Origin of the sequence: Streptococcus pseudopneumoniae (genome assembly GCF_001068775.1) — a bacterium.
GTDB classification, from domain to species: Bacteria; Bacillota; Bacilli; order Lactobacillales; family Streptococcaceae; genus Streptococcus; species Streptococcus pseudopneumoniae_N.
Window position 1 is genome coordinate 1 of the sequence record NZ_JWAJ01000012.1, and the last position, 21,755, is coordinate 21,755.

Here is a 21,755-nt window from a genome sequence, read left to right on the forward strand (position 1 = left end):
CTAATCATCCTCGCGGGGCTGGGACTACGAAATCAAGACTTTGTCTATCGATTTCTGTCCCACCGCCATTTCTTATTTTTCAACTTTTACTTTCCCTGTCCAAGAATCCAATCCGTAAGAGAGGATATAGATTTCTGAGAAACCTTGTTTTTTCAAGAAAAGTGCTGCATTGGTCACACGTTGCGCACGTTGGTTTTCATATAGAAGGACTGGTTTATCCTTGCGAAGAGCTGCAAGACTTGTCTTCAATTGATTTGAAGGAATATTACGAGCTCCAAGGATATGTTTTCTGTGGAAGTCAGCTGGATCACGCAAGTCAATTAACTGACCTGTACGAATCAAAGACTCAAACTCTGCATTGTCTACAATTTTCGCTGCACGACGAATGCGAAGGTAGTTGTATCCCATCCAAGCCAACATCGCTACAATAAGTCCCCATAATACCCAAGTTACCATATTACCTAATCTCCATTTTTTTCTAAATAGTCTAATTCTAGTTTGTGCTCTCTGCGAAGAACAGCTTCTGCTTCAAGATAATCTAGCTTGTCCATCAAGCCTGCATCATAAATCCGTGATAGTTCAATCTTCATCAGTTCAATGTCATAGAGACGTTTTCCCATATAAACAATGATACCGAACTGTTTCAGAAATTGTTGCACATCGTAGAGTGTTTTCATAGCTTTCATTTTAGCAAATAATCAGAGTTTTTTCAATAGTTCCCTAATAGTTCGGAGTAGGTTTCCTTTTTTCACTATTATCTGAATTTCTTTACACTATGACAAAGAAGAAAACCTAGAGTCATTCCAACAACATTTTGCATGAGATTTGGGATGATTTCTGGAATAGCTGCACCCCAACCATTCATCCAAGCTGATGCCAAGGCATAACCAGCTACCATGAATAGAGTCGCCAAGACTAATCCTAACCATTGCCATTTCCCTTTAAAACCTGCAAAATAGCCTTGCAAACCATGATTGATTAAGCTAAAAATCATCCACTGAGGGTAGCCTGAAATGAGATCAATGAGAAATCCTGCTAACCCTCCGACAACGGCTCCTTCACGGCTTCCAAAGTAAAAGGCTGTGAAGAAGACTCCAACGTCCAAAAGTGTTAGAAATCCAGTTGGTGTTGGGATTTTTATAAAATACCCCAATACGACAGAACTGGCTGCTAAGATAGATACTAGGGCAATTTTAGTTGTTTTGGTTTGCTTCATACTGTCTCACTCCATATTGATCTGCTTGTGCAATGGCACGGTAAACAAAGGCTTTGGAAGTTTCAATTGCTGGTAATAGTTCCTCTCCCTTGACTAACTGACTAGCAATGCTCGATGCAAAGGTACACCCTGCACCAGCATTTTGCCCTTGGATGACTGGGTTTTCAAGAATAGTGAAATTCTCTCCATCATAAAAGACATCTACAGCCTTATCCTTACTGAGACGATTTCCTCCCTTGATAATGACTGCTGGCGCTCCTAAGCCATGTAATTTCTGAGCTGCAGCTTTCATATCATCCAGACTTTCAATCTTTTGATCTGCAAGCAACTCTGCCTCAGGTAGATTTGGTGTAATTACAGTCACATAAGGGAAAAAGCGAATCAACTCTTGACAGAGTTCGCTGACTGCAACATCATGCGTCTCCTTACAAACCAATACAGGATCCAGAACGACAGGGACTCCTGATCTTTCCTTGATGAAATTCAATGCTTTCTCAGCAACACCAACAGTCGGCAAGAGACCAATCTTAATCCCTCCAAAATCTACGCTTTTAAGACTATCCAACTGTTGTTGAAAAATAGTCTCATCCGTCGGGAAGACTTCAAAACCATTTTCTGTCAAGGCAGTCAAGCAAGTCATGGCTACAAAACCATGCAAACCATTCAAAGTATAAGTCGCAAGGTCAGCAGCCAGTCCACCTCCACTAAAAATATCATTTCCTGAAAGTGCTAAAATACGATTATTCTTCATAACGAATCTCCTTTAAATACAATCCATTGGGTGCTGCAGTTGGACCTGCCAACTGTCTGTCTTTTTTCTCCAAGATGAGGTCAATCTGCTCAATTGGCATACGGTTGTTACCAATTTTCAGCAAGGTTCCAACCATATTTCGAATTTGCTTATAGAGGAAGCCATTGCCTGAGAAAGTAAAGGTCAAAAACTGACCTGTTTCATCAACCCTAAGACTGGCTTCCGTAATCGTCCTGACCTTGTCCTCCACACTAGTCCCTGATGCTGTAAAACCAGTAAAGTCGTGAGTCCCTTCTAGTTTTTTTATAGCAAGTTGCACCCTCTCCACATCTAGTGGATATGGATAGTGGGTGGCATAATGACGTCTCATAGGATTTTTAGGACGCCCCCTGTCCACAATAAACTCATAGGTCTTGCTATGCTTGGCATAACGGCAATGAAAATCATCAGCCACAATCTCAATCGAAAGGACATCGATGTCTTCAGGACTTTGGGTATCAAGAGCAAAGCGAAGTTTCTCCTCATCCATCTGATAGGGAAGATCAAAGTGGATGACCTGGCCTAATGCATGAACACCACTGTCCGTTCGCCCAGCACCATGGATGGTAATGGCCTGCCCTTTGTTTAATTTGGTTAAAGTTTTTTCAATTTCCTCTTGGACACTACGCGCGTGTGGTTGCCGTTGAAAACCAGCAAAAGCATAGCCATCATAAGAAATTATAGCTTTATATCTAGTCATGTATCTATTTTATCAAGAAAATTTCTCTGCAACAAGTTTGAAAACCAAAAATTGTACGGGGACAGTTCCTGGTATCATCTAGTTCTTATCTATATTTTCTCATCATATATTTTTGTTCTGGAATTTCAATAGTTTGAACAATTTCAAATCCCTCTTTTTGGTAAAGATTTTTTGCTCTTTGATTTGCCTCGAAGACATTTAGAGAAATAGTATCTATGTCTTCATTTTCAAAGGCCAAACAAATAAATTTCCTTAAAGCCTGGCTACCTAATCCCTGCCCCTGTTTCTGGGGATTGATAAAAAATCTCCCGATATGAAGATTCTTGTCTTCTAGCCTGATTTTCTGGATAAGCCCCACAAACTCTTCTCCAGTGAAAATAGAAAAAATCCCTTCTATCTTTTGTAAGGATTGAGCAATCAAGGGGTAAGAAATTTTGGGACCCATCCATTGCTTCTGAAAACTTTCTCCCAAAGCATTAGACCAGCGACAAATGAGTTGGGCATTTTCTATCTGAAGTCCTTTTTCAAAGTGAATTTTCATATTTGCTCCTAAAATTTCTCCTATATCCAACTATTATACTCTTTCTCTTATTTTTTCCGAATAAATAAGTATGATTCATCTTTACTTTTTTCTTGTTGGAGCTATTTTTGCTTCCTTTCTTGGATTGGTCATTGATCGTTTCCCTGAGCAATCCATTGTTTTCCCTGCTAGTCACTGTGATTCTTGTCAGACTCGCTTGAAATCACTGGATTTGATTCCGATTGTCTCTCAAGTAGTCCATGGCTTTCGCTGTCGCTATTGCAAGGCCCACTATCCTTTCTGGTATGCCCTCTTTGAGTTATTCTTGGGGCTACTCTTTCTAACTTTTTCTTTGGGATTTCTAACTTTGAATCAAGTCATTTTGATCGCCGCTGGCTTGACCTTAGGCATCTACGACTTTCGTCATCAAGAATATCCCTTGCTAGTCTGGCTAATTTTTCACTTAATCCTCATAGTTTGCTGTGGTTGGAATCTAGTTATGATTTTCTTTCTTATCTTGGGAATTTTGGCTCACTTTATCGATATCCGCATAGGTGCAGGGGATTTTCTCTTTCTATCCTCTTGTGCGCTTATCTTTAGTCTGACAGAATTACTAATTTTGATACAGTTCGCTTCTACAACTGGCATCCTAGCCTTTCTCCTACTAAAGAAAAAGGAAAGACTTCCTTTTGTGCCCTTCCTCTTACTTGCTGCTTGTGTGATTATTTTTGGTAAGCTACTGCTTCTCGGATAAAGTCAGCGATTTCTGCTACTTGTCCTTCATGCAGAGCCTTAACAATCTTGGAACCGACGATAACACCATCAGAGACCGCATTGAAACGTTCAACATCAGCTTGTGTGGATACACCAAAACCTGTCAAGACTGGAATGTCAGCCACTTGATGAAGTTGATTCAAGTGCTTGTCCAAGTCATCTCGGTAATTTCCTGATTTCCCTGTGACCCCATTGATAGCAACGGCATAGACGAATCCTTCTGCCACTTCAATCAACTCTTTCTGGCGCTCAATTCCTGTCGTCAAACTAACTAGAGGAATCAAGGCGATGTCTGTGCCTGCCAAAAATGGTTCTACAAAGTTGGCATGCTCATGAGGCAGGTCAGGAATAATCAAACCCTTAACCCCTGTATCTGCCACATCTTTGACAAATTTCTCCACACCGTACTGAAAGAGAGGATTAAAGTAGGTCATAATGACCAGCGGAACCTCTGTTTCAATGGTTTTCAAGGTTTCAACCAAAGCTTGTGTCGAAGTACCATGAGCTAGACTGCGCAAGCCTGCTTCTTCGATCACAGGTCCATCTGCAACTGGGTCTGAGAAGGGAACTCCCACTTCAATAGCAGACACACCCAAGTCTTCTAAAAAGCGAATTGTTTCAGCAAGACCATCCAAACCTTTTTCATGGTCTCCAGCCATGATATAGGGAACGAAAATGCCCTTTCCAGTCGCTTTTATAGCGTTCAATTTTTCTGTTAGTGTCTTAGGCATGAGTTTCTCCCTTCTTTGCTGCATCTGCTTCCAATCGGTCTTTAACTTGAACTACATCCTTGTCCCCACGACCTGATAGGCAGACAATCATAGACTTGTCTGGGCCAAGTTCTTTGGCCAATTTCACTGCGAAAGCGATAGCGTGACTAGACTCCAAGGCAGGGATAATTCCTTCCACACGAGACAAGAGTTGGAATCCTTCCAAGGCCTCTTCATCTGTCACAGGCACATAGGACGCGCGTTTGATATCGTGGTAATGTGAATGCTCTGGACCGATACCTGGGTAGTCCAAACCTGCTGAGATAGAGAAGGCTTCTAAGATTTGACCATGAGCATCTTGGAGTACATCCATGAGAGAACCATGGAGAACACCTGGACGACCCTTGGTCAAGGTTGCTGCATGATGCTCTGTATCCACACCAAGTCCTGCTGCTTCAGCTCCATACATAGCCACTGACTCATCTTCCACAAATGGATGGAAAAGTCCGATGGCATTAGAGCCACCACCAACACAGGCTACTAGGGCATCTGGTAAATTTTCACCTGTCAATTCACGGTACTGTTGCTTGGCTTCTCGTCCGATAACACTTTGGAAATCACGAACAATTTCTGGGAAAGGATGGGGCCCCAAGGCAGAACCAAGGATATAGTGGGTATCATCGATATTTGCAACCCAAGAACGAAGGGCTGCATTGACCGCATCCTTGAGCACGCGCGAACCGTCTGTCACTGCCTCAACCTTAGCTCCCAAAAGCTCCATACGGAACACATTGAGGGCTTGACGTTTGACATCCTCTTCACCCATATAGATGGTACATTCCATGTTAAAGAGGGCTGCAGCTGTTGCAGTTGCTACACCGTGCTGGCCAGCACCTGTTTCAGCGATAATTTTCTTTTTGCCCATGCGTTTAGCCAGAAGAACTTGTCCCAAGGCATTGTTAATCTTGTGGGCGCCTGTATGGTTGAGGTCTTCACGTTTAAGGTAAATCTTGGCTCCGCCGATATGCTGGGTCAAGTTTTTTGCGTAGTAAAGGGGAGTTTCACGTCCTACATATTGGCGCAAAAGTTGGTTTAACTCCTCTTGGAAACTTGGATCTGCCTGACTTTCACGATAAGCCTCTTCCAGTTCCAATACTGCTGTCATCAATGTTTCTGGGACAAAACGTCCACCGAATTTTCCGTAAAATCCATCTTTATTTGGTTCTTGATATGCCATTCTTTACCCTCTCTATAAATCTTCTAATCTTTTCATGATCTTTTTGTCCATCTGTCTCCACTCCGCTTGATACATCTACTGCATAGGGAGTAAAGTGTTGAATTGCTTTTACTACATTGTCTTCATTAAGCCCACCTGCGATAAAGAAAGGCTGAGTTAGTCCAATCGTATCCAGTTGAGCCCAGTCAAAGGTCTGGCCACTCCCAGCCACAGGGGCATCAAAGAGTAGATAGTCTGCCTGAGAATTGGGTACATGGCCCTCTCCATCCACCTGCACAGCCTGAATACTGGCACAAGGCAAATTCTCAAACAAATCATCTACCACCTGACCGTGAACTTGAACCAAGTCCAAGCCAACTTTTTCAATCGCTTCTAGCAGTTGAGCTCGACTTGGTGAAACAAATACGCCAACCTTTTTTACATCTGCTGGAATAAACTTCGCTAGCTCAGCAGCCTTTTCGAAGGTCACCTGTCTTTTGCTAGGTGCGAAGACAAAACCAATGTAGTCTGCTCCAGCCGACACAGCTGTTTTTACCGCTTCTTTGGTCGATAGTCCACAAATCTTAACCTTTGTCAATCTGCAACTCCTTGATTCTCTGAGCTACATCTTCTGCCTGCATGAGGGCTGTTCCTACTAAAATTCCGTTAAAGTATGGTGCTACTCGTTTTGCATCCTCATCTGTAAAAATAGCAGATTCGGAAATGTAGAAGCAATCGTCCTTGAAATATTTGGCCAAGTCTACGCTGGTCTGCAAGTCAACTTCAAAGGTTGTTAAATTGCGATTGTTGACACCAATAATTTGAGCTCCAAGTCTATGAGCCACTTCCAGTTCAGCAAGATTATGAGTTTCCACCAAAACTTCTAGACCAAGATCTGTCGCGTAGTCGTAAAGCTCCTTCAGTCGTTTTTCAGATAAGGCCGCTACGATGAGTAAGATGACGGTCGCACCCGCATTGCGAGCACGAATGATTTGCTTTTCATCGATAATAAAATCCTTATTCAGTGTCGGGATCTGTACCTGACTAGAAATCTCTCGCAGATAATCCAAATGACCTTTAAAGAAAACCTCATCTGTCAGAACAGAAATCATAACCGCACCGTTAGCCTCGTAAGTCTGGGCCTGTTGTACGATATCCACATCAAGATTGATATCACCTAGACTTGGGCTTGCCTTCTTGACCTCAGCAATGATTTGCAAACGGTCTTGGTGATTTTTTAAATATTCACTCAATCGATAAGTTTGACGCAAGGATTGAAGCTCCTCTCGCTCCATCTTTTCAACTTCACGCGCCTTTTGCTCTAGGATACGTGATAAAAATTCCTGACTCATCTTTGATACTCCTGTAATAGTCTGAGTTTTTCAAGGGCCTTACCACTAGCAATCACTTGACGTGCCAAGGCAACTCCGTCCTTGATACTGTCTGCTTTACCATTGGCGTAGAATCCGAGACCTGCATTTAAAACTGTTGTTTCCAGAAATGGACTTGGTTCATTATTAAGTACGCTAACAAGGATGGCTGCATTCTCATGAGCATTTCCACCACGAATGTCCTCAATAGCAATGCGTTCCATTCCCAAATCTTCTGGAGTAAAGGTTGATAAAGTAATTTCTCCATTTTCAAGAAGGGCAATGCTGGTAGTTCCATTCAAACCAGCTTCATCCAACCCTTCTGGACCGGCTACTACAATGGCACGTTTGCGGCCCATATTTTTCAAGACTTGAGCAGTACTTTCCAGAAGTTCTGGACGACTGATCCCTAGAAGCTGTGTTTCCAAAACCATTGGGTGAATCAGTGGACCAGTCAAGTTCATAATCGTTGGAATTCCCAATTCCAAACGAGCTGGCATGATGTATTTCATAGCTGGGTGCATATTTTTAGCAAAGAGAAAGACGATTCCAGTTTTATCAAAGACCTTACCTAGTTCAGCTGGTTTGAGATCAAGATTGATGCCCAAGGCTTCGAGGACATCTGCAGAACCAGATTTAGAAGAAATCGAGCGGTTACCATGTTTGGCCATGTGAACACCGCCACCAGCCAAGACAAAGGCTGCAGTTGTGGAAATATTAAAACTGAAAGACTTGTCCCCACCTGTACCACAGTTGTCCATGGCATCATGAATCTCAGTTGGAATATGTTGGGCATGCCCTCTCATGACTTGGGAAATGGCTGTGCGTTCTTCAGGTGTTTCCCCCTTCATCTTAAGCGCCAAGAGAAGAGAAGCAATCTGTGCCTCTGTTACACGCCCAGTTACGATACGCTCAATGACATCCGTCATTTCCACACCTGATAAATTTTCAAACTTTGCTAGTTTTTCAATAATCTCTTTCATCCTAGTTTCCTCACTTTACAACCTTCTCGATAAAATTCCGAATAGAAGATAGACCATCTGGCGTTCCAATACTTTCTGGATGATACTGCAAGCCATAAATCGGCAAGGTTTTGTGTTGAATCCCCATAATAGCTTGGTCATCTGTCGAACGAGCTGTCACTTCAAACTCTTCTGGCATCTCTTCAATTAAAATACTGTGGTAACGCATGACCGGACGATTGTCCTCATTTCCTTGATAGAGAACGGACGGAGTCTCAAATCGAATCTGGCTTTGTTTACCGTGCATAACTTTAGGAGCCAAGCCTAACTTGCCGCCAAAGACTTCTGCAATGGCTTGGTGCCCCAAACAAATCCCTAGAATCGGTTTCTTACCTGCAAAATCACGAATCATTTCTTCCATTTTCCCAGCATCAGCTGGCCAACCTGGACCAGGAGAAAAGACCAGTCCATCTGCCTTTGTAGCTTCTTCATAAAGGTTTGGATCATCATTTCTCAAAACCTGAACTTTTGCGAAATTCCCGATATATTGAGCCAGGTTATAGGTAAATGAATCGTAATTGTCAATCAATAAAATCATGGTCTTAGTTCTCCCATTCTAGTCATAGATTTAGCTTTGTTAATCGTTTCTTGGTATTCATTCTGAGCGATGGAATCATAAACAATTCCTGCACCAGCCTGTACGTAGGCTGTTTTATTTTTAAGAATCATGGTTCGAATTGCAATAGCAAAATCCATGTCTCCAGTTGCTGATAAGTAACCGATAGCTCCTGCATAGACACCTCGCTTCTCTGTTTCTAGTTCATAGATGCGTTTCATTGCCCGAATCTTTGGTGCTCCCGATACTGTTCCTGCCGGAAGTGTCGCCTTCAAGGCATCCATGGCAGTCAGTTCTGGTAATAAATGTCCCTTAACCACGCTGGTCAAATGCATGACATAGCGGAAAAGTTCGACTTCCATATACTTGGTTACTTGGACACTTGCTGTTTCAGCAATTCTACCGATATCATTTCGTCCCAAGTCCACCAACATTCGATGTTCTGCCGTTTCCTTTTCATCAGAAAGTAGATCATTTGCTAAGGTCGCATCTTCCTCGTCATTGGCACCTCTAGGTCGCGTACCTGCAATTGGATTGGTTGTCACAATGCCATTTTTGACGGAAACCAAGCTCTCTGGACTGGCACCGATAATTTGATAATCTCCAAAGTCATAAAAGTAGAGGTAATTTGATGGATTGGTCACTCGGAGATTTCTGTAGAAGTCAAAAGAATTTCCAGTTACCTCTGCGGAGAAGCGCTGACTGAGCACACATTGGAACATATCTCCGTTGCGAATCAAGTCGCGAGCTGTTTCTACCATTTCTTCAAATTTCTGAGGTGCAATATGTGGTCTAAACTGAAGTGGAGAAACGTCCAAATCTTCAAATTCATTTGGAGCAGGGATTTTCAACTCCTCTAAAACCTGATCCAAAGCCACTTCTAGTTCTTCATTGCTACGATCACTGTAAAGAGCATCCTCGATGATATGAATTTTTTCTTTCTTGTGGTCAAATACCATATAACTCTCGTAAACAAAGAAATGCATATCTGGCGTCCCAATCGTATCCTCAGGAAGCTGACCAATTTCTTCATAAAGAGAAATCATGTCGTAACCGACAAAGCCAATCGCTCCACCACCAAAAGGTAGGTCTGAATGGTGCTGACTCTTATGAGTCACCTCATAGAGGAAATCCAAGGGGTCACGATCAATCACTTGACCATTTTGATATAGGACTCCATTCTCAAACTTAATCTCAAAAACTGGATTATAGGCCAAGATAGAAAATCGAGCATTTTCCTTTTCTCTTGGGATACTTTCAAGTATGACCTTGTGTTGTCCGTTCAAACGAATATAAGCCAAGATTGGTGATAAAACATCTCCATGAATGATTCGTTCCATTGTAATTTCCCTTTCAGTTCTTCTTAAATTCCGTGTTGATTCTACAAAAAATCCCCACGCAAAATAACTTGCGTGAGGACGAAATTCGCGGTGCCACCTCAATTATAGGATTTTTCCTATCTCTCATTCCTGTCTCAGATAGCTCCTGTAACAGGTTGTGCGATAAAGGGCACTCCCTTGAGAATTATGTTTTCTTCTCTCATTTCAGATGGACCCAACCTTACAGCTTTCTCTGCTTGTTTTCAGCAACCACAAGCTCTCTGTGAGAGAAATCTCTGTATATTTTCCATCTTTTATTTTTTAGCTTCAAGGTAGTCTGCAATGGCAGCTACGTCCTTGTCTCCACGACCAGAGACATTGATGATGATAATCTCATCTTTACTTAGTTTTGGTGCGCGTTTGACTGCTTCAGCGATAGCATGTGAGCTTTCAATTGCAGGGATAATTCCTTCTGTTTTGCTTAATAAAAGCAAGGCTTGGACAGCTTCTTCGTCTGTCGCTGCTACATATTCTACTCGACCAGAGTCTTTAAAGAAGGCATGTTCTGGACCAACCCCTGGATAGTCCAAACCTGCTGAGATAGAGTAAACTGGCGCGAGCTCTCCATCTTCCTTAAAGACTGCATAGGTCTTCATTCCATCTACAATTCCGACACTACCCTTGGTCATTGTTGCTGCGTGTTTGTCGGTATCTAAACCGTGACCAGCAGCTTCTACTCCAACCAATTTGACTTCTTCATCAGCTACATACTGTGAAAAGGCACCGATGGCATTAGAACCACCACCTACACAGGCAATAACGTAATCTGGCAGACGTCCTTCTTTTTCCAAGATTTGACGACGTGATTCTTCACTGATAACTTTTTGGAATTCATGGACAATGGTAGGATAAGGGTGAGGTCCCACAGCTGAACCTAGAACATAGAAAGCTTCAAGGTCATTCATCCATGCTCCAAAGGCTGCATCAACCGCATCCTTCAGAGTACGTGTTCCTGTTTCAACTGCGTGAACAGTTGCTCCCATCATCTCCATACGGAAGACGTTGAGACGTTGGCGTTCCACATCTTCTGCCCCCATGTAGACATCACAGGCCATACCAAATTTAGCTGCAGCAGCTGCAGTCGCAACACCGTGCTGACCAGCTCCTGTTTCGGCAATGACACGTTTTTTACCCATGCGTTTAGCAAGAAGAATTTGTCCCAAAACGTTATTGAGTTTATGTGAACCAAGGTGGTTCAGGTCTTCACGCTTGAGATAAATCTTAGCTCCACCTAGGTGCTCTGTCAAACTCTCTGCATAGTATAGCGATGTTTCACGACCTGAATAATCCTTCAAGTAATGGCGAAACTCAGCTAAAAATTCTGGATCATCTTTGTATTTTTCAAATGTCACTTCCAATTCATCTAGCAAAGCCTGAATTGGTTCTGGTACAAAACTACCACCAAATTGTCCGAAATATCCTTTTGTTGTCATAAATTTTTCCTCTTTTCTACTGTTTCCAAGATATGAAAAACGCCCACACACAGAATCTACTTCTGTGTGAGGGCGTTTATAACGCGGTACCACCTCAATTGTAAAGAGACTATCCCCTTTACATCTCTGCCTTGTCTAACAACAAGTTGCACTGTAAGGTGTGCCTACCGAATTTTCATTGTTTCAAATTCATTTTTAAAATCAGCCCAATTTCACTAGTTCCAACCACCTGTTCGCAGTAACCACAGGCTCCCTGAAGATTAAAATTAATTACTTTTCTGATTTGTTGAGTTAATTATATGCTATTGTTTTTTCTTTGTCAACCGTTTTCATTCATTTTTTACTAATTTTTTTATTAGTTTTTTGAGGAAGCAAGAACTTCTTCAGAAACTCTGACAAAAGTTTCAATGATATAGTCTACTTCTTCATCCGTTAATTTCGTGTGAAGCGGTAATGTAATTTCATTTTCAAAGAAGGCATAGGCTCGCGGATAATCTGCCATATCAAAACCAAGATTCTTATAGGCTGTCAAAAGTGGAAGCGGTTTGTAGTGAACGTTACTTGCGATTCCAGCCTTGGCCAATTCTTGAATAATTTGGTTGCGCTCTTCGAGACTCGCACCTTCTACATGGGTAATGTAAAGGTGGCGACTAGATTCAACCGTATCAGTTTCATGTGCTAATGGATGAATACGAGTCCCTGCAAATCCACGGTCATAGCGGTCCACGATGTCCTTACGACGTTGTAGTAAGCCAGGATAACGATCTAGCTGAACTAGACCAAGTGAAGCCATGATATCTGTCATGTTGCACTTATAGGCTGGTGTTACGATATCGTATTCCCATGAACCCAGTTGCATCTTGGCAAGAGCATCTTTTGTTTGACCATGAAGGGAAAGGATTTGGAATTCCTTGTACATTTCTTCATCGTCAATCGCTGGATTGGCTTTCCAAGTCGCACTTCCTCCTTCTGCAGTTGTAAAATTCTTAACTGCGTGGAAAGAAAATGATGTAAAGTCTGCAATGGAACCAGCTGGTTGTCCCTTATAGCTTGAACCCAAAGCATGGGCACTATCAGAGACAATCACAATACGGTTAAAGGCCTTTTGCCACTTGCTAGCAGCTGTAAAGAGATCGCGTTTCTTCTCAACAACTTGGAACAAACGTTCATAGTGACAGATAATCCCTGCAAGTTCAACTGGGATGATAACCTTAGTATTCTCAGTAATAGCTTGTTCAAGCTTGTCATAGTCCATTTCAAAGGTATCATCTTGGATATCAACCATAACTGGTGTCGCACCTACGTGAGTGATAACACTACATGATGCTGTATAAGTCATAGCTGGAACGATGACTTCATCACCAGGTCCTACTTCAAGCACGCGCAAAATCAATTCAAGAGCTGCTGTTGCAGAGTTGAGGCAGACTGTCTTAGGTGTCTGAGTATAGAGAGATAAACGTCGTTCCAATTCTTTTGTCTTAGGACCTGTTGTAATCCAACCAGAACGAAGGGTATCAGCTACTTCAGTAATTTCAGCTTCGGTAATATCGGGTGGTGAAAATGGAATATTATACTTTGTCATTGATTTACTCCTTTTACTGTATTCACTCTTGTGACTACTTTATTTTAAAACTTCAACTACAGTCTGGAACATGATCTTGATATCTCCGAAGAAATTAAAATCACGTAGGTAGGCTAGGTTAAAGTGCATTTTTTCTGGAAGGACTCTTTCCACATAAGCCTGGTCAACTGTCATACCTTTTGCAGTCATTTGACTGATGATGGCATCCTCATCCTTATAATTAATGCTGGCAAGCGATGTAATCCCCGCAGGTAAGAGCAAGGTAGCCATCATTTCAGGGCTATACTGCTCTGTGTAGCGTGGTACTTCTGGGCGGGTTCCCACAAAGGACATCTCTCCTTTGAGGACATTGACCAATTGCGGCAATTCATCCAAACGAACACGGCGAATGAAATTTCCAACCTTGGTGATACGACTGTCATTTGCAGAAGTTACCAGACTTCCTTTTTTATCAGCATCGGTTACCATAGTCCGGAATTTCCATATCTTGAAATGACGGTTGTACTGGGTTACCCGCACTTGCTTGTAAATAACTGGACCCTTGCTATCTAGCTTGATCCAGATGCTTAGAATCAGAAATAAGGGGGAGGTCAAGATTAACAAGACCAAAGCTAGAAACAAATCTAGACAACGCTTGAAAATCAGTGAGCCTTTTCTTCTAGACACAAGCTGGTAGTATGGTTTTACCTCGCTCATTTGCATTTCTTGAGGTAGTTCATCCCATTTCAGCATGCACATTCTCCTCTGTTTTTTATAGATAATCTTTATTAACATTCTACATTATACCACAAAATGAAAGAGGCGGTATAAGAAATCTGTGTTTTAAAGGAATTCTCCCTTAGGACAGAGCACCTGCCTGCAAGCTATACATCTTGTGATAGGTTCCACCCAATGCTAGGAGTTCCTCATGGCTTCCCCTTTCGATGATGCGTCCCTTATCAAGGACATAGATACAGTTAGCGTCTTGAATAGTAGAAAGGCGATGGGCGATGGCAATGGTGGTCCGACCTTCTCTCATCTTAGCTAGGGAATTTTGAACCAGAGCTTCTGTCTCAGAATCGATATTGGCTGTCGCTTCATCCAAAATCAAAATTTTAGGTTGACTGGCAACAGTTCTGGCAAAGGCAAGAAGTTGACGTTGACCCGTTGAAAAACTCGAACCACGCTCAGATACAGGGGCATCATAACCTAAAGGAAGGTCCTGAATGAAGGAATCTGCATCGACAAATTCTGCTGCAGCCTTGACTTGGTCATCGCTGATATCTTGATACATGGCGATATTGGACTTAATGGTCCCATGATAAAGGAAGGGTTCCTGTAGGACCAGCCCGATGTTTTTTCTCAACTCCTCTTGACTGTACTCTCGAATATCCACACCATCTATGAGAACTCGTCCTGACTGAAATTCATAAAAGCGCATCAGAACATTAATGATAGAAGATTTACCCGATCCCGTATGACCGACAAAGGCAATGGTTTCACCTTTATTGACGGTAAAGGAAATATCATCGAGAATTTGATGCTTCCCATCATAAGAGAAGGACACATGCTCAAAGCGAATATTTCCTTCTTGGATCTCGGCTTTGCCATTTTCTTGGACAGGTTCATAGTTGGTCTCATCAATGAGTGCAAAGACACGACCTGCTGACACCATGGAAGTCTGAAGAGTAGAAAAATTCTGTGTCACCTCGATGAGAGGGTCAAAGAGACGGTTGATGTACTGGATAAAGGCGTACATAGTTCCTGCCGTTATTCCTAGATAAAGTCCGCGATAGCCAAAGTAAGCCATCAAAACCGCATATCCCAACAGCTTCAACAAACTCATAGCTGGACGCAAAAAGAGAGAATCCAAGGCTACTGAACGGTTAGCGTAGACTAGGTGTTCCTGGTTTATCTCATCAAACTCTTCTTGCAGGCGTTTTTCTTGGTTGAAGGCTTGAATAATACGAATTCCTTCGATATTTTCTGCCAGCTTACTGTTAATATCTGACAGTAAACTTCTGGTTTTTTCAATGACCTTGACCGATTTTTTACGGTAGAGATTGACCAAAAGGAAAATCAAAGGTAGGAAGAGCAAGACTAAAGCAGTCAGACGATAGTCCAGAACTAACATGGTATAAAGGGTCGTCACGAATATAAAGACTGCCGAGATAAAGCTAGATAAGATCCCCGAAAACATATCACTGATGGTCTCAGTGTCGTTGGTCAAACGAGAGACAATAGAGCCTGCAGGCGTTTTATCAAAGTAAGACATGCCTAGCTTCTCCATATTGGCAAAGGCATCACGTCGAATATCTCTAACGATACTGTAGGACACGCGCGCAAAGAGGATGTTCCCCACATATTGGACAATGGTTTGAAGAATGTAGAGACCATAGTAAACCAACAAAACTGTAACAGCAAGCTGATTGAGATTATGTAGATACTGGTCGATAAAGTGCGAAGCTACCAAGGGGATGATACTCTTGATAACAGTCGTCGTAAGGAGAAAAGCTAAGGCTAAAAAGGTTAGGAGACCATAGGGCTTAAGATAGGACAACAAGCGTTTCAATACAGCCCATTGTTCTTGTTTATTCCGCATCTTCTTCTCCTTTCATTTCTAACTGTTGAGACTGGTAGGTTTGGGCGTACCAACCATCCAAAGCTAGTAAGTCCTCATGAGTCCCACGTTCGATAATCTGTCCATTTTGCATAACCAAGATCAAATCAGCGTGAACAACTGCACTGAGACGATGGGCAGTGATGATAGTCGTTTTATCTTTGCGAGTTTCCTTGAGATTATCGATGATTGCGAACTCTGTCTTAGCATCCACAGCTGACAAGGAATCATCTAAAATCAAGATATCGGGATTTAAGATCATAGCCCGACTCATGGCCAGACGTTGCTTTTGTCCACCAGATAGACTAACACCTTTTTCCCCGATAACTGTGTCAAATCCCTGGGGCATGGCTTGAATGTCTTGATAGACTTGAGCCAACTTTGTCGCTTCTTCTACTGCTGAGAAAGGTAGGTCGGGATTTCCAAAGCGAATATTATTTATGATAGAACTGGCAAAAAGAAATTGGTCCTGTGGGACGTATCCCATCAAACTACGTAAGTCAGCTAGTCGATAGGCGCGAATATCATGACCATTTAGATAAATAGCTCCTTTGTCAACTTCATACTCACGTAGGAGCAATTTAATCAAAGCTGTTTTCCCTGAACCAGTTTGTCCAACCAAGCCTAAGGTTTGCCCTTTTTCGAGACTAAAGTGGATATCTCTCAGCGTCTCCTCGTCTTCAAAGGCAAAACGATCAATGGCATAGTCTAAGCGCCCATTTTCAATCCCTTCAAGTGGAGATTCTGGATCTTTGACAGGTGACTCTTGGGACAAAAGACTCTCAATTCGTTGATAAGAAACCTTCCCTCTTTGAGTAATATTAAAGAGGAAACCAATCGCCATCAAAGGCCAGACCAACATATCCAAGTAAGAGATAAAGGTGACCAGATTACCAACGGTTACTTGTCCTGCTTGCACCATAAAGGCACCGACTAAGAGAGTTAAGGCATAGGAAGAACCAACAAAGAGTAGAACCATGGGGTCAAAGAGACTATCATATTTCATGGTTTGCAGATTCTTTTGGAAGGTCAAATTATTGACTTCCTGGAAAGATGCCAATTCATCAGACTGATAGCCAAAGGACTTGGTTACCTTGATACCTGATACAGATTCTTGAACCTTATTGTTGAGTTCAGAAAAGGCTGCTTGTGATTCTCCGAAAGCCTTATGGGTCTTTCTCCCCAAACGACTAGTCGCATAGGCCATAAATGGCAAAGGTAGAATGGCAACCAAGGTCATCTGCCAAGAAATGCTAAAGAGCATAGTCAAGAGAGTCACCAAGGCTGTGATAGAGGCATCCACTGCCATCATGACACCACCACCTGCTAAACGAGTCAGAGCATTGATATCATTGGTTGCGTGAGCCATCAAATCCCCAGTCCGATAACTCTGATAAAAAGCGGGAGACATCCTTGTAAAATGTTCAAATAGTCTTGAACGCATGATTTGTCCAAGTCGGTAGGAAGTCCCTAGGATATACATACGCCAAACGTAACGCAGATAATACATCCCGAAAGCTGCCAGCAGGAGATAAAAGAGATGGAGCAGGAGCTCATCTTGTGTTAATCGTCCCGAAGTAATGGCATCGATTACGCGCCCCATGACCATAGGTGGGATGAGGTTTAGTACAGAAACCAAAACCAAAGCTACAATTCCAACTAGGTAACGGCGTTTTTCTAATTTAAAAAACCACCAGAGTTTTTGGATGATGGACATAAAATTCCTTTCTAATAACAAATGGAAACCTGAGGCGACTGCCTCAGGTTTTTCCTATTCATAGGTGATGACACTAACTTAAACTTTGTCATATTCAGCGATAAAGATACTCAAAGGAGTAACATTTCATTCATTTTCATTCCTTTACATAAATCATTCTTTATTATATAGGAATGACCTGGATTTTTCAAACCATACGCTGGGGAAATACTTCTTTTTCTGGTATAATATTGTCTATAATCTGAATGAAAAGGTAAACATTATGAAATTGATCTCATGGAACATTGATTCCCTCAATGCAGCGTTGACGAGTGATTCTGCGCGTGCGAAATTATCACAAGACGTCCTCCAAACCTTGGTTGCTGAAAATGCTGATATCATTGCCATCCAAGAAACCAAGCTTTCAGCTAAAGGTCCTACTAAAAAACACCTCGAGGTGTTAGAAGAACTCTTCCCTGGATATGAAAATACTTGGCGTTCCTCTCAAGAACCTGCTCGTAAAGGTTATGCTGGAACTATGTTTCTCTATAAGAAAGAACTAACTCCAACTATCAGCTTTCCGGAAATCGGTGCACCTTCTACCATGGACTCTGAAGGCCGTATCATCACTTTAGAATTTGATACATTTTTCGTGACTCAAGTTTACACACCAAACGCTGGTGATGGACTCAAACGCTTGGAAGAGCGACAAGTTTGGGATGTCAAATATGCGGAGTACTTGGCTCAACTAGATAAGCAAAAACCTGTCCTAGCAACCGGGGACTACAACGTTGCTCACAAGGAAATTGACCTTGCTAACCCCGCCAGCAACCGCCGTTCACCAGGTTTCACAGACGAAGAGCGTGAAGGATTTACAAACCTTTTAGCCAAAGGATTTACAGATACCTTCCGCCATATCCATGGAGATGTGCCAGAACGCTATACTTGGTGGGCACAACGCAGCAAGACTTCAAAAATCAACAACACAGGCTGGAGAATCGACTACTGGCTCACAAGTAACCGTGTAGCAGACAAGATTACCAAGTCAGACATGATTGACTCCGGTGCCCGTCAAGACCATACACCGATTGTCATGGAGATTGATTTCTAAGGAGAAAACGAATGGACTATCAAGCTGTCATCCCTGAATTTGTCGTATCGGATATCGAGAAATCGCGTCACTTCTACTGCGACTTATTGGGATTCTCTGTCGAATACGAGCGTCCAGAGGAAAAATTTCTCTTCCTTTCGCTTGAAGACTGCCAACTTATGCTAGAAGAAGGCAACGCAGAAGAATTATCCCAACTGACTTATCCTTTCGGGCGTGGTGTCAATATCTCCTTTGGCATCAAGGATGTCCCTAGACTCCATCAGAAAGTAATCGAGTCTAACTATCCTATTCATCGTCCATTGACCAAAAGAGAATTTCGTGTTGATGAACAATATATCTATCCCCATGAATTTGCAGTTTTAGATCCAGATGGCTATTTTTTAAGATTTAGTGAATAGTATAACACAGCACTAGAGTGGAAAAGTAATAAAAAAAGAGGCATATGCCTCTTTTTTATATTTCCTATATCCTCACCTGTCTATCTTCAGATCGATGTCCTGTGACAAACATGGTGAAGGTTGCCTTGCAGACATTTCGACCATCTTGGTTGATGATGTCAACATCGACGACACAAGTGGTACGTCCTTGGTGGACACATTCTCCTTTGATAGTGAGAACATCCCCTAGATTTCCAGCTTTCAGATAGTTGATGGAAGACTGGAGTGTCACCCCGTCTAATCCTAGCGAAATCACCACAAGACCACTGATTTGGTCACATAGGGTAAATAGATAGCCTCCATGGGCATTTCCATAGTAGTTGAGTGAAGAGTCCACTACTTTTGTCGTCACCACAACGTGGCCATCTCTCATTTTTTCAATTTCGTAATTTTCAAAGGCAGATATAGCGTCAAAGTGAAAATCTTTCATACGTTCCTCCTGATATTTCAAACGACACTATGATACTACTTTTCAAGACTCTACGCAAGAGAGAAGCACTTATTCGGGCAAAATACCCACCTGCTCCACAAAGCGCATAAAGGCAGCTTGTCCTTCTTCTGTTTGCTTGTAAACTCCTGCATCTTCCAAAACTCGAGCAAAGATTTTTCCAACAGATTCTTGGACGATATTAAGAGCTTGGTCTTTGTCAGTCAATCCAGGATGGGATTCTTTCAATTCATCTGCCCATTCTTGGTGATAATCTGCTACTAGAACATCCTCTCCGACTAGATAAGCTGCTACTTGCTCCACTTCTTCCTTCAAGCGTGGTGGCAAGATAGCCAATCCCATAACCTCTATCAAGCCGATATTTTCCTTCTTGATATGTTGAACATCCTTGTGGGGATGATAGATACCATCTGGATGCTCTGGAGATGTTTGATTGTCCCGCAAGACCAAATCTAACTCAAACTGCCCATCTCGCTTACGCGCAATCGGTGTGATAGTGTGATGCGGTGTTCCATTACTTTCTGCCAAGACCTGTACACTTGGATCTGAGTATTGACGCCAAGCCAGTAAGATTTTATCCGCTAGTTCTGTCAAATCCTCTTTAGAATCTGAAGTTAGTCGAATGACGGACATAGGCCACTGGACAATTCCTGCTTTGACAGTTTCAAAACCGTCAAAGATAAAGCTTTTCTGAATAGGAGCCACTTCCATTGGGAATACATGGCACCCACCTTGGTAATGATCATGGGTCAGGATGGAGCCACCCACGATTGGCAAATCAGCATTTGAACCAGCAAAGTAGCCTGGAAACTGCTCCACAATCGCTAACAAACGTTCAAAACTTTGGCGACTAATAACCATAGGACGATGTTGGCTATCTAGGAAAATACAGTGCTCATTAAAGTAAGCGTAAGGCGAATATTGGAAGCCCCACTCCTGACCAGAAATATCAAAACGAATAATTCGGTGATTGCTTCTAGCTGGATGATTGACACGACCATGATAACCTTCATTCTCCATACAGAGCTGACATTGAGGATAGTTACTGGATTTAACCAACTTAGCTGCCGCTATCTCTTTTGGATCCTTTTCAGGCTTAGAAAGATTGATGGTAATCTCCAGTTCACCGTAGTCAGATGGTACACGATAAGCAATATTCTTTGCGATAGCCTTCAGTTTGATGTAGTCATTCTTCTGACTGAGTTGGTAGAAATCCGCAATTGCCTGCTCTGGTGACTGGGCATAGGTATCCCAAAAATCACGATTAACCTGACTTGGACAAGGCGTTACCAAGTCCATGAGGTCAGCACCGAGAATCTCACGCGCAGCCAGACTATCTTCAATCGTTCCCAAGCAAACGGCTTCCTCGACAAGCTGATCTTTTAGTTCAATCAAGTTATCCTGGTCAGTCTCAACGTCCAAAACTCCTTCACCAACCAAGCCCAAAACACGATTGGTCAGATAGATACGGTCCAACTCTTCAAAGGTACTTTCTGCAATGACTTTGGTAACAAATCTTTCTACTAAGGTCACTAGAAAACCTCCTTCTTACTTTCTAAATAGTCTCTAACAACATCCAAATCCTGAAAAACTTGTTCTGTTTTATTTAAGAAAGACTGTGCTGGTATTTTTAAATCTGGAATACAAATAACTGGAATTCCAGCTCTGGATGCCGCTTCAATCCCTGCTTCACTATCCTCTAGTACCAAGCAATTCTCTGGTAAAACGTTCAAATCACTGCAGGCCTTTAAGAATATATCAGGGTATGGTTTGCTTCGCTTTACATCTTTTGCAAAAACTAGATGGTCAAATAGGGATAGTATACCATTGCTATCCAATATCATTCTAGCTCGAGATTCAACACTTGATGTTGCTAAAACGATTGGAATTCCTTCTCTTTGCAAATAAGTAAGCAAATTTTTAGCACCTTTTTTTAAATTTACACCTTTGGCTAAGATTTGAGCTTCCAGTTCATAAACTTTATCCAAGGTTTGGTCAAAGTTCCAAGGTAAATCATAGGTATCCAAAAATCGTTGAACATTCTCCTCTTCCCTATGTCCACTGTAGTCTCTAGAATAAGTTTCTTCTGTGAAAGGAATTCCAAAATCTCTAAGCAATTCTTGATAAACTTTTAGAGAAATGATTTCAGTATCGGCTAATAAGCCATCTAAATCAAATATTACAGCTTCCATATCC

General features: G+C 42.1%; 24 protein-coding genes and 2 other annotated features. Of the genes, 3 read left to right on the top strand and 21 right to left on the bottom strand.

Annotation, left to right across the window (positions count from 1 at the left end; all coding sequences use genetic code 11):
• Window positions 1-72 precede the first annotated feature (72 nt).
• From ADF68_RS00305 to ADF68_RS00330, 6 genes are all read right to left on the bottom strand, one after another.
• Window positions 73-456 carry a rhodanese-like domain-containing protein gene (locus tag ADF68_RS00305; protein WP_049548145.1) on the bottom strand — a complete coding sequence of 128 codons (384 nt, stop codon included), beginning with the start codon at window positions 454-456 and terminating at the stop codon, window positions 73-75.
• A gap of 5 nt (window positions 457-461) precedes the next feature.
• A complete protein-coding gene (locus tag ADF68_RS00310) occupies window positions 462-686 on the bottom strand; it encodes a YqgQ family protein (protein ID WP_000646475.1) in 225 nt (74 codons plus the stop codon).
• A 68-nt stretch (window positions 687-754) separates the two neighbouring features.
• Entirely contained in the window at window positions 755-1,216 is a 462-nt protein-coding gene (locus tag ADF68_RS00315) for an ECF transporter S component (RefSeq protein ID WP_049529908.1), read from the bottom strand.
• Window positions 1,194-1,967: a bifunctional hydroxymethylpyrimidine kinase/phosphomethylpyrimidine kinase gene (locus tag ADF68_RS00320; RefSeq protein ID WP_049548146.1), complete on the bottom strand. Its 774-nt coding sequence runs from the start codon at window positions 1,965-1,967 to the stop codon at window positions 1,194-1,196. Before ADF68_RS00320 ends, ADF68_RS00315 begins: the two co-directional genes overlap by 23 nt.
• Window positions 1,957-2,706 (bottom strand): tRNA pseudouridine(38-40) synthase TruA, encoded by a 750-nt coding sequence (gene truA, locus ADF68_RS00325; protein WP_049548147.1) that lies wholly within the window; start codon window positions 2,704-2,706, stop codon window positions 1,957-1,959. The genes ADF68_RS00320 and truA overlap by 11 nt, the downstream gene beginning before the upstream one ends.
• Before the next feature lie 85 nt (window positions 2,707-2,791).
• Window positions 2,792-3,247: a GNAT family N-acetyltransferase gene (locus ADF68_RS00330; RefSeq protein ID WP_049548148.1), complete on the bottom strand. Its 456-nt coding sequence runs from the start codon at window positions 3,245-3,247 to the stop codon at window positions 2,792-2,794.
• A gap of 70 nt (window positions 3,248-3,317) precedes the next feature.
• Between ADF68_RS00330 and ADF68_RS00335 the strand changes: the two genes are divergently transcribed.
• The gene (locus ADF68_RS00335) at window positions 3,318-3,980 is read left to right on the top strand and encodes a prepilin peptidase (RefSeq protein ID WP_049548149.1); all 663 of its coding nucleotides are present in this window, start codon (window positions 3,318-3,320) and stop codon (window positions 3,978-3,980) included.
• Here the strand turns inward: ADF68_RS00335 and trpA are convergent.
• The 12 genes from trpA to ADF68_RS00400 form a co-directional block, all read right to left on the bottom strand.
• Entirely contained in the window at window positions 3,949-4,731 is a 783-nt protein-coding gene (gene trpA, locus ADF68_RS00340) for a tryptophan synthase subunit alpha (RefSeq protein ID WP_049548150.1), read from the bottom strand. The genes ADF68_RS00335 and trpA overlap by 32 nt on opposite strands.
• Complete coding sequence (gene trpB, locus ADF68_RS00345; RefSeq protein ID WP_049548151.1) at window positions 4,724-5,947, bottom strand: tryptophan synthase subunit beta; 1,224 nt, start codon at window positions 5,945-5,947, stop codon at window positions 4,724-4,726. The genes trpA and trpB (ADF68_RS00345) overlap by 8 nt, the downstream gene beginning before the upstream one ends.
• Complete coding sequence (locus ADF68_RS00350; protein WP_049548152.1) at window positions 5,925-6,524, bottom strand: phosphoribosylanthranilate isomerase; 600 nt, start codon at window positions 6,522-6,524, stop codon at window positions 5,925-5,927. Before ADF68_RS00350 ends, trpB (ADF68_RS00345) begins: the two co-directional genes overlap by 23 nt.
• A complete protein-coding gene (trpC, locus tag ADF68_RS00355) occupies window positions 6,511-7,278 on the bottom strand; it encodes an indole-3-glycerol phosphate synthase TrpC (protein ID WP_049548153.1) in 768 nt (255 codons plus the stop codon). The genes ADF68_RS00350 and trpC overlap by 14 nt, the downstream gene beginning before the upstream one ends.
• Window positions 7,275-8,279 (bottom strand): anthranilate phosphoribosyltransferase, encoded by a 1,005-nt coding sequence (trpD, locus tag ADF68_RS00360; protein ID WP_049548154.1) that lies wholly within the window; start codon window positions 8,277-8,279, stop codon window positions 7,275-7,277. Before trpD ends, trpC begins: the two co-directional genes overlap by 4 nt.
• Before the next feature lie 10 nt (window positions 8,280-8,289).
• A complete protein-coding gene (locus tag ADF68_RS00365) occupies window positions 8,290-8,856 on the bottom strand; it encodes an aminodeoxychorismate/anthranilate synthase component II (protein ID WP_049548155.1) in 567 nt (188 codons plus the stop codon).
• Window positions 8,853-10,214, bottom strand: a complete 1,362-nt coding sequence (trpE, locus tag ADF68_RS00370; protein ID WP_049548156.1) for an anthranilate synthase component I — start codon at window positions 10,212-10,214, stop codon at window positions 8,853-8,855. Before trpE ends, ADF68_RS00365 begins: the two co-directional genes overlap by 4 nt.
• 71 nt (window positions 10,215-10,285) lie before the next feature.
• Window positions 10,286-10,511 (bottom strand) — a binding site (T-box leader).
• Window positions 10,508-11,686: a tryptophan synthase subunit beta gene (gene trpB / locus ADF68_RS00380; protein WP_049548157.1), complete on the bottom strand. Its 1,179-nt coding sequence runs from the start codon at window positions 11,684-11,686 to the stop codon at window positions 10,508-10,510. It overlaps the preceding feature by 4 nt.
• Window positions 11,687-11,751: 65 nt before the next feature.
• Window positions 11,752-11,976 (bottom strand) — a binding site (T-box leader).
• A 65-nt stretch (window positions 11,977-12,041) separates the two neighbouring features.
• Window positions 12,042-13,268, bottom strand: coding sequence for a DegT/DnrJ/EryC1/StrS family aminotransferase (locus tag ADF68_RS00385; protein WP_049548158.1), 1,227 nt, complete (start codon window positions 13,266-13,268; stop codon window positions 12,042-12,044).
• 39 nt (window positions 13,269-13,307) lie between these two features.
• Window positions 13,308-14,000, bottom strand: a complete 693-nt coding sequence (locus tag ADF68_RS00390) for a sugar transferase (RefSeq protein ID WP_049548159.1) — start codon at window positions 13,998-14,000, stop codon at window positions 13,308-13,310.
• 106 nt (window positions 14,001-14,106) lie between these two features.
• Window positions 14,107-15,849, bottom strand: coding sequence for an ABC transporter ATP-binding protein (locus ADF68_RS00395; RefSeq protein WP_049548160.1), 1,743 nt, complete (start codon window positions 15,847-15,849; stop codon window positions 14,107-14,109).
• The gene (locus ADF68_RS00400; RefSeq protein ID WP_049548161.1) at window positions 15,839-17,584 is read right to left on the bottom strand and encodes an ABC transporter ATP-binding protein; all 1,746 of its coding nucleotides are present in this window, start codon (window positions 17,582-17,584) and stop codon (window positions 15,839-15,841) included. Before ADF68_RS00400 ends, ADF68_RS00395 begins: the two co-directional genes overlap by 11 nt.
• 262 nt (window positions 17,585-17,846) lie before the next feature.
• On the opposite strand from ADF68_RS00400, the gene ADF68_RS00405 reads away from it, so the two are divergent.
• Both ADF68_RS00405 and ADF68_RS00410 read left to right on the top strand, forming a co-directional pair.
• Entirely contained in the window at window positions 17,847-18,674 is an 828-nt protein-coding gene (locus ADF68_RS00405; protein ID WP_049548162.1) for an exodeoxyribonuclease III, read from the top strand.
• A gap of 11 nt (window positions 18,675-18,685) precedes the next feature.
• Window positions 18,686-19,072, top strand: a complete 387-nt coding sequence (locus ADF68_RS00410) for a bleomycin resistance protein (protein WP_049548163.1) — start codon at window positions 18,686-18,688, stop codon at window positions 19,070-19,072.
• A 64-nt stretch (window positions 19,073-19,136) separates the two neighbouring features.
• Here ADF68_RS00410 and ADF68_RS00415 read toward each other — a convergent pair whose 3' ends face one another.
• The 3 genes from ADF68_RS00415 to ADF68_RS00425 all read right to left on the bottom strand — a co-directional run bounded on the left by ADF68_RS00415 (window position 19,137) and on the right by ADF68_RS00425 (window position 21,751).
• Window positions 19,137-19,541: a PaaI family thioesterase gene (locus ADF68_RS00415; protein ID WP_004251500.1), complete on the bottom strand. Its 405-nt coding sequence runs from the start codon at window positions 19,539-19,541 to the stop codon at window positions 19,137-19,139.
• Window positions 19,542-19,610: 69 nt separating this feature from the next.
• On the bottom strand, window positions 19,611-21,092 hold the full coding sequence (locus ADF68_RS00420) for a UDP-glucose--hexose-1-phosphate uridylyltransferase (RefSeq protein WP_049548164.1): 1,482 nt from the start codon (window positions 21,090-21,092) through the stop codon (window positions 19,611-19,613).
• Window positions 21,092-21,751, bottom strand: coding sequence for an HAD family hydrolase (locus tag ADF68_RS00425; protein ID WP_049548165.1), 660 nt, complete (start codon window positions 21,749-21,751; stop codon window positions 21,092-21,094). The genes ADF68_RS00420 and ADF68_RS00425 overlap by 1 nt, the downstream gene beginning before the upstream one ends.
• Window positions 21,752-21,755 lie beyond the last annotated feature (4 nt).

What these genes read in the sequence shown, in the direction of transcription:
- ADF68_RS00315 (WP_049529908.1), bottom strand. Translation starts at nt 1,216, where the DNA reads ATGAAGCAAACCAAAACAACTAAAATTGCCCTAGTATCTATCTTAGCA.
- ADF68_RS00305 (WP_049548145.1), bottom strand. Translation starts at nt 456, where the DNA reads ATGGTAACTTGGGTATTATGGGGACTTATTGTAGCGATGTTGGCTTGG.
- ADF68_RS00385 (WP_049548158.1), bottom strand. Translation starts at nt 13,268, where the DNA reads ATGACAAAGTATAATATTCCATTTTCACCACCCGATATTACCGAAGCT.
- trpC (WP_049548153.1), bottom strand. Translation starts at nt 7,278, where the DNA reads ATGAGTCAGGAATTTTTATCACGTATCCTAGAGCAAAAGGCGCGTGAA.
- trpD (WP_049548154.1), bottom strand. Translation starts at nt 8,279, where the DNA reads ATGAAAGAGATTATTGAAAAACTAGCAAAGTTTGAAAATTTATCAGGT.
- truA (WP_049548147.1), bottom strand. Translation starts at nt 2,706, where the DNA reads ATGACTAGATATAAAGCTATAATTTCTTATGATGGCTATGCTTTTGCT.
- ADF68_RS00410 (WP_049548163.1), top strand. Translation starts at nt 18,686, where the DNA reads ATGGACTATCAAGCTGTCATCCCTGAATTTGTCGTATCGGATATCGAG.
- trpB (WP_049548157.1), bottom strand. Translation starts at nt 11,686, where the DNA reads ATGACAACAAAAGGATATTTCGGACAATTTGGTGGTAGTTTTGTACCA.
- ADF68_RS00320 (WP_049548146.1), bottom strand. Translation starts at nt 1,967, where the DNA reads ATGAAGAATAATCGTATTTTAGCACTTTCAGGAAATGATATTTTTAGT.
- trpA (WP_049548150.1), bottom strand. Translation starts at nt 4,731, where the DNA reads ATGCCTAAGACACTAACAGAAAAATTGAACGCTATAAAAGCGACTGGA.
- ADF68_RS00415 (WP_004251500.1), bottom strand. Translation starts at nt 19,541, where the DNA reads ATGAAAGATTTTCACTTTGACGCTATATCTGCCTTTGAAAATTACGAA.
- trpE (WP_049548156.1), bottom strand. Translation starts at nt 10,214, where the DNA reads ATGGAACGAATCATTCATGGAGATGTTTTATCACCAATCTTGGCTTAT.
- trpB (WP_049548151.1), bottom strand. Translation starts at nt 5,947, where the DNA reads ATGGCATATCAAGAACCAAATAAAGATGGATTTTACGGAAAATTCGGT.
- ADF68_RS00405 (WP_049548162.1), top strand. Translation starts at nt 17,847, where the DNA reads ATGAAATTGATCTCATGGAACATTGATTCCCTCAATGCAGCGTTGACG.
- ADF68_RS00395 (WP_049548160.1), bottom strand. Translation starts at nt 15,849, where the DNA reads ATGCGGAATAAACAAGAACAATGGGCTGTATTGAAACGCTTGTTGTCC.
- ADF68_RS00335 (WP_049548149.1), top strand. Translation starts at nt 3,318, where the DNA reads ATGATTCATCTTTACTTTTTTCTTGTTGGAGCTATTTTTGCTTCCTTT.
- ADF68_RS00310 (WP_000646475.1), bottom strand. Translation starts at nt 686, where the DNA reads ATGAAAGCTATGAAAACACTCTACGATGTGCAACAATTTCTGAAACAG.
- ADF68_RS00390 (WP_049548159.1), bottom strand. Translation starts at nt 14,000, where the DNA reads ATGCTGAAATGGGATGAACTACCTCAAGAAATGCAAATGAGCGAGGTA.
- ADF68_RS00425 (WP_049548165.1), bottom strand. Translation starts at nt 21,751, where the DNA reads ATGGAAGCTGTAATATTTGATTTAGATGGCTTATTAGCCGATACTGAA.
- ADF68_RS00330 (WP_049548148.1), bottom strand. Translation starts at nt 3,247, where the DNA reads ATGAAAATTCACTTTGAAAAAGGACTTCAGATAGAAAATGCCCAACTC.
- ADF68_RS00400 (WP_049548161.1), bottom strand. Translation starts at nt 17,584, where the DNA reads ATGTCCATCATCCAAAAACTCTGGTGGTTTTTTAAATTAGAAAAACGC.
- ADF68_RS00365 (WP_049548155.1), bottom strand. Translation starts at nt 8,856, where the DNA reads ATGATTTTATTGATTGACAATTACGATTCATTTACCTATAACCTGGCT.